The organism is Phyllobacterium sp. K27, assembly GCF_054796155.1.
In genome coordinates, this window is record NZ_JBTWND010000004.1 from 889,949 (window position 1) to 902,500 (window position 12,552).

The 12,552-nt window shown below is 51.3% G+C and carries 12 protein-coding genes (1 of these 12 running past the window's edge); 7 read left to right on the forward strand and 5 right to left on the reverse strand.

Annotated elements, in window-relative coordinates:
- Nucleotides 1-109 precede the first annotated feature (109 nt).
- The gene (locus tag ACYJL1_RS25735; protein ID WP_460899920.1) at nucleotides 110-1,798 is read left to right on the forward strand and encodes an MFS transporter; all 1,689 of its coding nucleotides are present in this window, start codon (nucleotides 110-112) and stop codon (nucleotides 1,796-1,798) included.
- A gap of 3 nt (nucleotides 1,799-1,801) precedes the next feature.
- Here the strand turns inward: ACYJL1_RS25735 and ACYJL1_RS25740 are convergent, their stop codons facing one another.
- The 4 genes from ACYJL1_RS25740 to ACYJL1_RS25755 all read right to left on the reverse strand — a co-directional run bounded on the left by ACYJL1_RS25740 (nucleotide 1,802) and on the right by ACYJL1_RS25755 (nucleotide 4,439).
- Nucleotides 1,802-2,233: a YybH family protein gene (locus tag ACYJL1_RS25740; protein ID WP_460899921.1), complete on the reverse strand. Its 432-nt coding sequence runs from the start codon at nucleotides 2,231-2,233 to the stop codon at nucleotides 1,802-1,804.
- A gap of 42 nt (nucleotides 2,234-2,275) precedes the next feature.
- A complete protein-coding gene (locus ACYJL1_RS25745; protein ID WP_460899922.1) occupies nucleotides 2,276-2,746 on the reverse strand; it encodes an SRPBCC family protein in 471 nt (156 codons plus the stop codon).
- A gap of 80 nt (nucleotides 2,747-2,826) precedes the next feature.
- Complete coding sequence (locus tag ACYJL1_RS25750; RefSeq protein ID WP_460899923.1) at nucleotides 2,827-4,068, reverse strand: RNA polymerase sigma factor; 1,242 nt, start codon at nucleotides 4,066-4,068, stop codon at nucleotides 2,827-2,829.
- Nucleotides 4,065-4,439: a YciI family protein gene (locus tag ACYJL1_RS25755; RefSeq protein WP_460899924.1), complete on the reverse strand. Its 375-nt coding sequence runs from the start codon at nucleotides 4,437-4,439 to the stop codon at nucleotides 4,065-4,067. The genes ACYJL1_RS25750 and ACYJL1_RS25755 overlap by 4 nt, the downstream gene beginning before the upstream one ends.
- A 43-nt stretch (nucleotides 4,440-4,482) precedes the next feature.
- Here ACYJL1_RS25755 and tam point away from each other — a divergent pair, with 43 nt between their 5' ends.
- The 3 genes from tam to ACYJL1_RS25770 all read left to right on the forward strand — a co-directional run bounded on the left by tam (nucleotide 4,483) and on the right by ACYJL1_RS25770 (nucleotide 7,746).
- Nucleotides 4,483-5,313, forward strand: a complete 831-nt coding sequence (gene tam, locus ACYJL1_RS25760) for a trans-aconitate 2-methyltransferase (protein ID WP_460899925.1) — start codon at nucleotides 4,483-4,485, stop codon at nucleotides 5,311-5,313.
- A gap of 29 nt (nucleotides 5,314-5,342) precedes the next feature.
- Nucleotides 5,343-6,635, forward strand: a complete 1,293-nt coding sequence (locus ACYJL1_RS25765; protein WP_460899926.1) for an NCS2 family permease — start codon at nucleotides 5,343-5,345, stop codon at nucleotides 6,633-6,635.
- A gap of 361 nt (nucleotides 6,636-6,996) precedes the next feature.
- Entirely contained in the window at nucleotides 6,997-7,746 is a 750-nt protein-coding gene (locus tag ACYJL1_RS25770; protein WP_460899927.1) for a FadR/GntR family transcriptional regulator, read from the forward strand.
- A gap of 89 nt (nucleotides 7,747-7,835) precedes the next feature.
- Here the strand turns inward: ACYJL1_RS25770 and araD1 are convergent, their stop codons facing one another.
- Entirely contained in the window at nucleotides 7,836-8,828 is a 993-nt protein-coding gene (araD1, locus tag ACYJL1_RS25775) for an AraD1 family protein (RefSeq protein ID WP_460899928.1), read from the reverse strand.
- 345 nt (nucleotides 8,829-9,173) lie between these two features.
- Between araD1 and chvE the strand changes: the two genes are divergently transcribed.
- The 3 genes from chvE to mmsB all read left to right on the forward strand — a co-directional run.
- Entirely contained in the window at nucleotides 9,174-10,187 is a 1,014-nt protein-coding gene (gene chvE, locus ACYJL1_RS25780) for a multiple monosaccharide ABC transporter substrate-binding protein (RefSeq protein WP_460900014.1), read from the forward strand.
- A 79-nt stretch (nucleotides 10,188-10,266) separates the two neighbouring features.
- Nucleotides 10,267-11,790, forward strand: a complete 1,524-nt coding sequence (gene mmsA, locus ACYJL1_RS25785) for a multiple monosaccharide ABC transporter ATP-binding protein (protein ID WP_460899929.1) — start codon at nucleotides 10,267-10,269, stop codon at nucleotides 11,788-11,790.
- A 2-nt stretch (nucleotides 11,791-11,792) separates the two neighbouring features.
- On the forward strand, nucleotides 11,793-12,552 hold the 5' portion of the coding sequence (mmsB, locus tag ACYJL1_RS25790) for a multiple monosaccharide ABC transporter permease (RefSeq protein WP_460899930.1). 428 nt of this gene lie beyond the right edge of the window; the window shows 760 of its 1,188 coding nt (coding positions 1-760); its start codon is at nucleotides 11,793-11,795; its stop codon lies off the right edge, out of view.

The following is a 12,552-nucleotide window of genomic DNA, read 5'->3' on the forward strand; positions in this document are numbered from 1 at the left end:
CCAAAGTTCTCCGAAGAATCCCAACTTTCAAGTGTATTTTAGTTGTCTAAAGTTGTGACAAGCGAAAGTTTCACTGCGCAAAACGCGCTGCGCGACTGGTATTGCGGGAATGACTGGCTGTAAGATATGGAACCCGAAACGACCTTGCCTGAACAAGAAAGTTGATGCGGTGACAGACCGAAAATCGCCCTTGGCGCCGTTCAAAAATGACACATTCCGTAACATCTGGATTGCAAGTCTATCCTCGAACTTCGGATCTTTGATCCAGTCAGTTGGCGCTGCCTGGATGATGACAACCATCTCCAGTTCCGTCGGCATGGTGGCCTTGGTTCAGGCATCGACGGCATTGCCCATCATGTTGTTTTCATTGGTGTCTGGGGCGCTTGCGGACAATTTCAACCGCCGCCGGGTGATGCTCGTTGCGCAAAGTTTCATGCTGGTTGTTTCCGTTTCTTTGTCAGCATTTGCCTATTTGGGATTTATAACGCCTTGGTTGCTTCTTACTTTTACTTTCCTGCTTGGATGTGGGACAGCGTTGAATAACCCGTCCTGGCAAGCATCGGTTGGCGACATGGTTCCGCGCGATGATCTTCCGGGTGCCGTAGCTCTCAATAGTATGGGCTTCAATATTACCCGCAGTGTTGGCCCTGCAATTGGGGGCGCTATTGTCGCTTTTGCTGGTGCCGCCGCCGCATTTGCAGTCAATACTTTAAGTTACTTGCCATTGATTTTCGCTTTGTTTCGCTGGCAGCCAAAATATGACACTAATCCCTTGCCACGTGAAACACTTGGCCGCGCTATTTCCGCCGGTTTGCGCTATGTTGCAATGTCTCCAAACATCGCAAAGGTCATCTTCCGCAGTTTTGTTTTCGGCCTTTCCGCCAGCGCCGTTCTCGCTCTGCTGCCGCTGGTTGCACGCGATCTGGTTAAAGGTGGCCCGCTTGTTTATGGCGTTCTGCTTGGTGCCTTTGGTATCGGCGCCATAGGCGGCGCACTTCTAAGCGCTCGGTTGCGTGAATTCATGTCGAGCGAAGCCATTGTAAAATCAGCCTTTATCGGTTTTGCACTTAGCGCTGTTCTGACCGCTGTCAGCACCATTACGTGGCTTACCAGCGCTGCATTGCTCGTATCGGGTGCATGTTGGGTTCTGGCCCTGTCGCTGTTCAATGTCACTGTACAGCTATCGACACCACGCTGGGTTGTGGGTCGGGCCCTCTCGCTTTACCAGACGACAACCTTTGGCGGCATTGCCGGGGGAAGTTGGATATGGGGCCAAGCCGCTGCAGAACATGGCGCAGAAATGGCGTTGCTTGCATCGAGTGTGATAATGCTTGTCGGCGGCGCTATTGGACTTCGTTATGCTTTGCCTGAATTCAAGACACTCAACCTTGATCCCCTCAACCATTTCAGTGAACCGCTGCTGGCGCTCGATCTGAAACCGCGAAGCGGACCCATTGTCATCATGATTGATTATGTCATCAAGGAAGAGGATATGAACGAATTTCTTCATGTGATGGCGGCGCGCAGGCGCATCCGGATTCGGGATGGCGCAGGGCATTGGGCATTGATGCGCGATCTTGAAAATCCGGAGATCTGGACTGAAAGCTATCATACCCCGACCTGGGTGGAATATGTGCGCCATAATCAACGCCGCACAAAGGCCGATGCCATTGTCGGAACGCGGATCAGAGCCCTTCACAAGGGCGATACAGAGCCGCGTGTCCATCGCATGATCGAGCGGCAGACAACTCTGCCGCACGATATTGCTGCCCATAAAATGCCAATAGATATGTCTTGATTATCAAGGCTTTAGGTCTATCGATGCTCGGAAGCTTCCATCCATGTAGAATGGCACGGAAGCATGGGCATGGGCGATTTTCCACTCGCCATTCTGCTTGATCAGGCCCAGCGTCTGCCGAAACCACAAATCGGCTTTATCACCGCTCGTCTTGGTGCCCGTCATCCTGACCAGACCGCGTGCAAAAGCAACATCGTCGCTCGCCGTAATATTCAGCTCCCGTGACTCATTGCCGATAGACCCGGTCCAGGTATCGAACCAACCTTGGATACCATCAGCATCCTTGCCACTATATTGTAAGGGCGGCGCAAGACTGAACTCGACAATGTCATCGGTCAGATATGAGAGGGTGCGCTGTGCATCCTTATCGGCGATTGCCTTTGACCAGTTATTGATGGTGTCCTCAATGGCGGAATTTTGTTGAATGTTTGTCATTTTTACTTCCCTTCGAGTGTTACTATGGGGTGTGAAATATAGTCAAAGCTTGGTGACGAGTGCTTCAAGTTGATCGGCACATTGACTCCACCCTTCATGAAATCCCATCTTTTCATGTGCCTCACGATCAGCCACCGACCAGTGTCGAACAAGCGCCGTGTATTTCGTTTTGCCGTCCTGCTCTTCGAAAGTAAGAATCAATGTCATGAAAGGTTTTTCCGAAGGCACCCAAGCACTTGTGAAAGCATCGGTTACAACAATACGCTCGTTCTCAATGACCTCGAGATAGACGCCCCTGTTCGGAAATTCATTGCCGTCCGGGCCGCGCATGGTGATGAAGTTGGATCCTCCAACGCGTACATCCAGCTCGGCATGCGGTGTTGTGTAGGGTAGGGGTGCGAACCACTGTTTCAACAATTGCGCATCGGTCCAGGCTTTGAAAACCTTTTCCCTTGGGGCATTGATGAGGCGCGTCAGTGTGAGGTCACGATCTGTATTTGCTGTTGTATCCATTGCAGTTCTCCTTATTTCGATGGTCTGAAACTAGGACGAACGGCTTACGGGAAATCCGACATCGGTCGCGAAAGAAATAACTATTCTTTCGACAGGCTATCAAGGTGCGTACGGATGTGTGCCGCTTCGGCAGCGGTATTGGCGAGGGCGATAGCGCGGTTGAATGCTTCTCGTGCTTCGCCATTCCGGCCGACCTTCATCAGCAGCCCGCCTTTGACCCCGAAGTAGTGAAAATAGCCTGAGAGCCGCTCTTCCAATGGTTCGATGAGCGTCAGAGCCGCCGCCGGCCCGCGCACTTTTGCAACAGCAACAGCGCGATTAAGTGTGATTACCGGCGAAGGCATCATGCGCTCAAGCGCGCCATAAAGCAGGTCGATTTCATTCCAATCAGTCTCTTCTGGCGTTGGCGCGCGCGCATGAAGCGCAGCGATTGCCGATTGGATCTGGTAGGGGCCGGGCTGCCTGTGCCGCATAGCTTTGTCGATCAGGGCCAGACCCTCATTGATCATTTCGCGGTTCCAGAGCTTGCGGTCCTGTTCCTCCAAAAGCACGACTTCACCCTTTGCATCAAAGCGCGCAGCCGATCGTGCATTCTGTAGCAGCAGCAACGCCGCCAGCCCCATTATCTCGGGTTCGGTCGGATACATGCGCAATAGAAGCCGCACCAGGCGAATTGCTTCGTCACATAGGGGAATGCGGGCTTTCTGTTGGCTGGCGGCAGCCGAATAGCCTTCGTTAAAAATCAGATAGATCATTGCCGCGACCGCTGCGAGCCGTTCGGCGCGCTCTATCGGATCAGGCGTTTCAAACGGGATTGCGCCTGTGCCAATGCGGCTTTTTGCACGCGTTATACGCTGCTCCATGGCGCTTTCGCCAACCAGAAAAGCTTTTGCGATCTGTTTCACGGAAAGGCCGGAAACGATCCTCAGTGCCAGTGGAATCTGTTGTGTGGCCGGAAGGTCCGGATGGCAGCAGATGAACAAAAGACGAAGTATATCATCACGATAATCTGCCCCATCAATTTTCTCGGCAATTGCCGTTTCATTATCCTCCAGATCAGAGAGTATTTCTTCCGGTGGCAATGGCTGCTGCTTTGCCTGACGGCGCACCACGTCAATGGCGCTGTTGCGCCCGACGAAAATCAGCCAGGCTATTGGATCGCGCGGCGGGCCATTTTTCGGCCAGTTTTTCAACGCTTTGACACAGGCCTCCTGAAAGGCTTCTTCCGCTACATCAAGATTGCGAAAATAGCGCAGCAGTGCGCCCACAGCCTGTGGGCGAGCCGCTGTTAGTGCCGCGTCGATCCAATTGGTATCTGTCATGGTTTGGTTTGTCCGGGTCTGAATATTGAAATGGGCCGAATTTCGTAGGAGCCCATTCCGGGATTGGCGACAGACAAATCACGGGCAATATCGAGCGCTTCGTCCAAAGAGCGGCAATCGACCACATAGAAACCGAGAAGCTGTTCCTTGGTCTCGGCAAAAGGTCCGTCAATGATGATTGGCTCGTTGCCACCTTTGCGTAAAGTCGTTGCCGCTGTCGTTGGAAGCAGCCGTGCGACTGGACCAAGACGGCCTTCCTTGGTCAGCTTTTCCTGAACAACCGCAAGCCGTGCCATAACGGCATCGTCCTCCTCTTTGGACCAGGCGCCAACAACGTCTTCGGAGTTGTAGCAAAAAATGGCGTAGAGCATTTCAATTTCCTCTTCTTCATAGGATGACGAACCAGTATGACTTATGCCGACAACCGGTCAAAAATTTATTGCGATTCGATATTTGAAAGGCGTCATTGTGCGAAAAACAGATTGGTCCCCAGAGCAATATCTGAAGTTCGAGGATGAGCGTACCCGTCCGGCAAACGACCTTTTGGCGGCTGTCCCGGCGAGTGAAGTAGAATTTGCAGTAGATCTCGGTTGCGGCCCGGGAAATTCTACCGAACTCTTGCGCAACCGCTATCCCTCAGCAGAGATTCTGGGGATAGACTCATCAGAAGAGATGATTGCTCAGGCGCGTGAAAGACTCCCCGATTGCCGGTTTAAACAGGAGAACCTGAATACTTGGCGTCCGGAAAAGAAAGCTGATCTCTTTTATGCCAATGCTTCGATGCAGTGGTTATCGGGACACGATAAGCTGTTTGTGCAATTTATGCAGTTTCTCAATACGAATGGTTCCTTGGCAATACAGATGCCGGACAATCTGGAGCAGCCGACCCATATCGCCATGCGGGAAGTTGCAACCGACAAGCGTTGGGCCGAAAAGCTTGCCAAGGCTAACGCAACGAGAAGCAGCCTTGGCGATGCTTCATTCTACTATAATTTACTTAAACCCCATAGTCGGCGCGTGGATATCTGGCGCACGACCTATCACCATCCGCTGCAAGGGATCGATGGTATTGTTCAATGGTTTTTGGGGTCGGCGTTAAGGCCGTATCTTGACGCATTGAATGACGAAGAGAAATCGCAGTTTATTGAAAAATATGGGGAATTTCTTACAAAATCATATAAGCCGATGGACAATGGAGTTGTGCTCTTGCCATTTCCACGTCTGTTCATCATAGCATCAATCTGAAAATCGGGCTTTGACCAAGGGGGACTATCATGTTCGAAAAGCTTTTCAAGCTTAGCGATCACCAGACATCCATACGGACGGAGGTTTTGGCGGGACTGACGACATTCTTGACCATGTCGTATATTATCTTTGTCAATCCGGATATCTTGTCCTCGACGGGCATGGATCGTAATGCAGTCTTCGTTGCGACCTGTCTCGCAGCAGCGCTCGGCTCGGCCATAATGGCTCTTGTCGCCAATTGGCCCATCGGCATGGCGCCGGGCATGGGTTTGAATGCATTCTTTGCCTTTACAGTGGTTGCGGCGCTGGGTTTTTCCTGGCAGCAAGCGCTTGGCGCAGTTTTCATTTCTGGCTGTATTTTTCTGCTGCTTACAGTGACAGGCATCCGAAGCTGGCTTGTCTCAGGCATTCCAAAATCCATACGTAGCGCTATCGCCGCCGGTATTGGCCTCTTCCTTGCGCTGATCGCATTGAAGACATCCGGCATTGTTGTAGACAATCCTGCAACGCTTGTTGGTCTTGGTAATCTTGGCGATACCGGTGTTCTGCTTGCGATTCTGGGCTTCTTTGTCATTGCTGCTCTGGACGCACTCAAGGTTCGCGGCGCCATCCTCATCGGGATTCTGGTCGTAACCCTGCTATCGATGTTTCTCGGTGTCAGCGAGTTTAAGGGCGTATTCTCCATGCCTCCAAGCCTTGCACCGACATTCTTTCAGCTCGATATAATGGGCGCGCTGCATACTGGCTTCCTGCAGGTCATTCTGGTGTTCGTATTGGTTGAGGTTTTTGATGCCACCGGGACTCTCATCGGTGTCAGCAAGCGGGCAGGCCTTATCGAAGAAGGCAAGCCGAATCGTCTGGGCCGCGCGCTTTTTGCCGACAGTACGGCCATTGTTGCCGGTTCGGTCCTGGGGACCAGCAGCACCACGGCCTACGTTGAAAGCGCGTCTGGCGTACAGGCGGGCGGGCGTACCGGCTTGACGGCTCTGGTTGTCGCGTTGTTGTTTCTCGCAGCATTGTTTATAGCGCCGCTGGCTGCCTCGGTTCCCAGTTATGCGACTGCGCCTGCACTGCTCTATGTTGCGGGCTTGATGATGCATGAATTGGTGGAAATTGAATGGGATGACATTACAGAGGCCACGCCTGCAGCATTGACTGCACTGGTCATGCCGTTCACCTATTCTATTGCAAACGGTCTTGCGTTCGGATTCATCAGCTATGTGATTCTAAAAGCGGTAACCGGAAAATTCAAAGATATCCATCTGGCAACATTGCTCGTGGCGGCTTTGTTCGTGATACGGTTTGCATTCTTCCCGCATTGATTAATGAGTATTAGAGCAAGTTTTGTTTATATAGAGTCATTCTGCCGGAGGGAATTCGGGCCAATTCCATCGGGCTTCAGTCTCGTCCGATGGATAAACATCGGCTTCGCTACCTTCCGCGTGGACTGTCTCGTCATCCGAGAAACAAAATTTGCTCTACCGCGGGTATTCTCGTATTCGCGCTATCCTCAATGCGTTATTACGGCATAGCTGAACATTGCCGATTGTGAATGATATTATAATATTATAAATAGATGGCAGGGAGAGTGGGAGGCAAAGGCTACGCGGTTCAAAACCGTTGTGTAGCATGTTTTACAATCTCCAATAGCGTAAAGTCACTCATGAATTTACAGGCAAGCATTTGGCAGGCAGGGAACTCACCGATTACGACTTTCGCACGACGGGCCAGTCGCGAACGCATCATGGTCATGTCATGCATGATCTTGGCCTGAAGATCATCAGCGGGGCCTATCCTGAAAAAAGCATACTTCCAGGCGACACCGAACTTCTGCAGCGCTTTGGTGTATCGCGGACAGTTTTGCGCGAAGCGCTGAAAACGCTGGCAGCCAAAGGCCTGATCCAACCAAAAGCCAAGATCGGCACAAGAGTATTGGAGCGGTCACATTGGAACCTGTTCGATCCGGATATCCTGGTTTGGCATTTCGAGGCCGGTGCAACCGCCGATTTTCTGGCGAGCATTGTCGAGATGCGCCTGGCATTGGAACCTGAGGCGGCAGGTCTTGCAGCATTGCGACGTACCGACAAACAATTGGAAACATTGTTTCGCTGGGTTGAGCGAATGGGAGAGGCCAAAGAATCCGCAACGGACTTTGTATACAGCGATTTGCAGTTCCACATTGCGGTGGCAGATGCTTCCGGAAATCCGTTCATGCGCTCGATCAGCGCGCTTATCGAGGTGGCGCTGGTGACAACATTTACAATTAGCTCGCCCATTCCCAATTCAGAAAGTCACATCCGCTCAGTTGCCCGCCATGCGGCAATTGCCGAGGCGATTCGTGAAGGAGATGTGGAAGCTGCCAAGGCTGCGATGCGCGTCGTTATTGCCGAAGGCGCCGAGCGAGTGCTGGTTGCAGGGCGTGATAACGCCTGATTGGAAGAGATAGAGCAAGTTTTCTCTATCTCCGGGTGGCTTTCCCCATAGGTTGAACCTTAGGGGGAAAACCCAGTTGGCATCTGGCTTTAAAGCGCTGTAACCTTCACCTTGGCAGGCTTCTCCACTTTGAGCGGATTGCGCAAGGGCAGGCCGAAAGCCGGCGCTTCAATCTCGAACACATCGCCATTCTCTGGCTTGATACCGTCTGCAAATGACAATGTTGCTGTCCCGAACATGTGAATGTGAATGTCACCCGGCTGGCGGAAAACCGAATATTTGAAGTGATGGTGTTCCAGATTTGCAATCGTATGGGACATGTTGTCTTCGCCGGAAAGAAATGGCTTTTCCCAAAGAGTTTTGTTTTTACGCAAGATACGCGATGCGCCTCGAATATCTGCCGGCAAATCACCGAGTATCAATTCTGGACCGACCGAGCAGGGACGTAATTTGGAATGCGCAAGATAAAGATAATTGACGCGCTCCATAACATGATCGGAAAATTCATTGGCTAGTGCAAAACCGAGACGGAAAGGTGATCCGTCCGGGCCAATCACATAGATACCGGCGATTTCCGGTTCTTCACCTGCATCATCGGCGAAAGCTGGAGAAAGCAATGGCTGTCCAGGGCCAGTCAGCATTGAGCCATTACCTTTGTAGAACCATTCCGGCTGAACTCCGACTTTTCCCTTTTTAGGTTTGCCATCCTCAAGGCCCATCCGAAACATCTTCATGGAATCGGTGAGAGCTTCCTCTTTGGCATCGCCAATTTTACGATGCATCGCATCGCGCGTTGAGGCAGAACCGAGATGTGTCAGCCCGGTTCCGGTCAGATGGATATGAGCAGGATCATGGGTATCGATAGGCGGCAGCAGTCTGCCTTCATCATAGGCAGCGGCGACGTCCACAGTCTTTCCAAGGCCACGGGTTTCAACAATTGCGGCAATGTTGGTCCGGGCTTCGATTGCGGCATGGGCCAGTTCAAGCACAGAACGTGCGCGTTTTACCAAGCGAAATTCTTCGCCGACACGTACAGCGACTTGGCGCTTGCCCTTGGTATTAATCAATTGAACCAGATTCACAACTTCCTCCCGGTGTTCATTTGCAATATTTATATAAGCAGATAGACGGATATGTCTTCCAAAAAATATTATAATAGGATTATATGGCATAAGCCAGCATTTGCTGGTCAATTGCGTAGTTAGAAATTGTCGGTACAGCCGAATTCCACAATCGTGAAAGAGGCCTATTCCAAAAGTCATACTTTTCAGATAAATGTGCAGGCGGACCCCTGCCTTGGGAGGACTGGTTCAATCCTGACAAAGCTGGCTGCGGTCAACGAAATCGCATTAATGTAATTGGAAATTGGGAGGATAGACGTGAAAATACTTAATCTGGTTGCGGCGGGACTGATTGCGCTTGGCGCGATGAGTGCACAAACATTTGCACAAGACAAAGGCACAGTCGGCATTTCCATGCCTACCAAAGCCTCGGCTCGTTGGATTGCTGATGGCGACAACATGGTCAAGGCGTTGAAAGAACGCGGCTACGGTACCGATCTGCAATATGCCGAAGACGACATCCCTAATCAGCTGGCGCAAATCGAGAACATGGTCACCAAGGGTGTCAAGGTTCTGGTCATTGGCGCGATTGATGGTACAACGCTGTCAAACGTGTTGCAGCAGGCACATGATAGCGGCATTAAGGTTATCGCCTATGATCGTCTCATTCGTGATTCCGGTAATGTTGATTACTACACCACGTTTGATAACTTCCAGGTGGGTGTTCTGCAGGCCAGTTCTCTGGTCAAGGCGCTTGGTCTCCCGGATGCAAAGGGCCCATTCAATATCGAATTGTTCGGAGGCTCGCCTGACGACAACAACGCCTTCTTCTTCTATGATGGCGCGATGTCCGTGCTTCAGCCTTTGATTGATAGTGGCAAACTCGTGGTTCAGTCCGGCCAGACAGGCATGGATAAGGTCGGAACATTGCGCTGGGATGGAGCTGTTGCTCAAGCGCGCATGGATAATCTTCTTTCGGCCTATTACACAGACAAGAAGGTAGATGCAGTTTTGTCACCATATGATGGTTTGTCTATTGGCATTCTATCGTCACTTCGCGGCGTAGGCTATGGCAGCAAGGATCAGCCATTTCCTTTCGTTTCCGGACAAGATGCAGAAGTGCCTTCGGTCAAATCCATTATAGCAGGCGAACAGTATTCAACGATCTACAAGGATACACGCGAGCTGGCCAAGGTTACTGCCAACCTTATCGATAAGGTGCTAAAGGGCGAAGAGCCGGAAATCAACGACACCAAGACCTATAATAATGGTGTAAAAGTTGTTCCAGCCTATCTGCTGAAGCCTGTCGAAGTCGACAAGACCAATTGGAAAGAAGTTTTGATTGGCGGCGGCTACTACACGGAAGATCAGCTGAAATAAGCTGATAAATCGCACGAACCCTGCATCCACAAGGTTGCAGGGTTCATCTTCTATTGCACTGACGTCGATGAGGATCTCGATGGATACCATCCTCGAAATGCGCAACATCACCAAAACCTTCCCTGGTGTCAAAGCGCTGAACAATGTCAATCTCAATGTACGCAAAGGCGAAATTCACGCTCTGGTGGGTGAGAACGGTGCCGGAAAATCGACCCTGATGAAGGTGCTGAGCGGAGTTTATCCGCATGGCAGCTATGAGGGAGAAATTTTCTATAAGGGCGAGGAGCAGCGCTTTCGCGACATCAGCGACAGTGAGAAAAAGGGCATTATCATTATTCACCAAGAGCTGGCTCTGGTGCCGCTGCTGTCCATTGCCGAGAATATCTTTCTGGGCAACGAACCGGCAAAGTTTGGCATTATCGACTGGCATGCTGCGGAAACCCGCACGCGCGAATTGCTTGCCAAGGTTGGTCTGAAAGAAGACCCGCTGACGCTCGTCACCAATCTGGGTGTCGGCAAGCAGCAATTGGTGGAAATTGCCAAAGCCCTGTCCAAGGAAGTTGAACTTCTCATCCTTGATGAGCCCACAGCCAGTCTCAATGAAAAGGACAGTGATGCCTTGCTTGAACTGCTCTTGGAGTTCAAGGCGCAGGGTATCTCCTCGATTCTCATTTCCCACAAGCTCAATGAAGTCGGTAAAGTCGCCGACCGCATTACAGTCTTGCGCGACGGTGCAACCATCGAGACGCTGAATAAGCAGGATATTTCCGAAGATAAGATCGTGACATTGATGGTCGGACGCCAGCTGGCAGACCGCTATCCACAACGCGTATCGAATGTAGGAGAGGTCGTCTTTGAGGTGAAGAACTGGGTGGTTCATCACCATGTCCATAGCGACAGGACTGTAGTCGACGGTATAGCCATGAATGTCCGTAAGGGCGAAGTGGTTGGCATTGCGGGTCTAATGGGCGCGGGACGAACGGAATTTGCCATGAGCGTTTTTGGCAAGGCTTATGGCCGCAAGATCAGCGGCGAGGTGTTCATCAAGGGCAAAAAGGCTGATGTTTCGACCATTGGTCGGGCTATTGATAATGGCCTTGCTTATGTCACCGAGGACCGCAAGACCTATGGGCTCAACCTGATCGATCACATCAAGCACAATACCACGATTGTTAATCTGGAAGGTGTTTCCAGTAATGGTGTTCTTGATGACATGGCCGAACTGAAGGTGGCAAATGAGTATCGCGCCAAGACCAATATCCGCTCTTCCAGCATCTATCAAAAGACCGGAAATCTGTCTGGCGGGAATCAGCAGAAGGTCGTTCTGTCGAAGTGGCTGTTTGCCGATCCGGATTTGTTGATTCTGGACGAGCCCACGCGCGGCATTGACGTCGGTGCCAAATACGAAATTTATTCAATCATTAACAAGCTCGTGGCGATGGGCAAAAGCGTGCTGGTGATCTCGTCCGAAATGCCGGAACTTCTCGGCATATGTGACCGGATCTACGTTATGAACCAAGGCAAGCTCGTCGGCGAAATGGCTGCCAGCGAAGCCAGCCAGGAAAAGATCATGCGCGCTATTATTCGTGCTGAAGGGAAATAAACATGAGCATTGAAACTGCACCGGCAAAGATTCAGACTGACGGATCGGCCACAAAAGGCAATTTGCGTGAGTATGGTCTGGTTGTGGCGCTGATCCTGATCATGCTGTTCTTCCAGTTCACCACGAACGGCACGCTATTCCGCCCGCTTAATCTCACCAATCTCATTTTACAGAACAGCTACATAATCATTATGGCCCTTGGCATGCTGCTTGTGATTGTTGCCGGGCATATCGATCTATCGGTCGGCTCAGTGTCAGGTTTTATAGGCGGGCTGGCGGCCGTCTTGATGGTGAAATGGCAGATCCATTATGTTCCTGCGACAATACTCTGCCTGATCATGGGCGGGGTCATCGGCGCGGCACAAGGCTATTGGGTGGCTTACCACAAGATACCATCCTTCATTGTCACGCTGGCTGGCATGCTGGTTTTCAAGGGGCTGGCTCTCTGGTTGCTCGGCGGATTGTCAGTTGGCCCGTTCCCGCCGCAGTTCCAGCTTTTAAGCTCCGGCTTCATTCCTGATTTCTTCGGTGTCGTTGGTTTCAACATGACCTCTATGCTGATCGGTATCGTTCTGGTTGCACTGATGATCTATTCAAGTGTTCGCGGTCGGGCCAAGCGCGAGAAACATGGCTATCACGGTGAGCCGTTTGCACTCTTTGTGGCCAAGAACCTTATCATCGGCGGGATCATTCTGTTCCTTGTCTATCTGCTTTCCTCTTATAAAGGACTGCCGAACGTTCTCGTCGTGATGTCGTTGTTGA

What these genes read in the sequence shown, in the direction of transcription:
- chvE (WP_460900014.1), top strand. Translation starts at nt 9,174, where the DNA reads ATGAGTGCACAAACATTTGCACAAGACAAAGGCACAGTCGGCATTTCC.
- ACYJL1_RS25755 (WP_460899924.1), bottom strand. Translation starts at nt 4,439, where the DNA reads ATGCTCTACGCCATTTTTTGCTACAACTCCGAAGACGTTGTTGGCGCC.
- ACYJL1_RS25750 (WP_460899923.1), bottom strand. Translation starts at nt 4,068, where the DNA reads ATGACAGATACCAATTGGATCGACGCGGCACTAACAGCGGCTCGCCCA.
- ACYJL1_RS25745 (WP_460899922.1), bottom strand. Translation starts at nt 2,746, where the DNA reads ATGGATACAACAGCAAATACAGATCGTGACCTCACACTGACGCGCCTC.
- ACYJL1_RS25740 (WP_460899921.1), bottom strand. Translation starts at nt 2,233, where the DNA reads ATGACAAACATTCAACAAAATTCCGCCATTGAGGACACCATCAATAAC.
- tam (WP_460899925.1), top strand. Translation starts at nt 4,483, where the DNA reads ATGCCGACAACCGGTCAAAAATTTATTGCGATTCGATATTTGAAAGGC.
- mmsA (WP_460899929.1), top strand. Translation starts at nt 10,267, where the DNA reads ATGGATACCATCCTCGAAATGCGCAACATCACCAAAACCTTCCCTGGT.
- ACYJL1_RS25735 (WP_460899920.1), top strand. Translation starts at nt 110, where the DNA reads ATGACTGGCTGTAAGATATGGAACCCGAAACGACCTTGCCTGAACAAG.
- ACYJL1_RS25765 (WP_460899926.1), top strand. Translation starts at nt 5,343, where the DNA reads ATGTTCGAAAAGCTTTTCAAGCTTAGCGATCACCAGACATCCATACGG.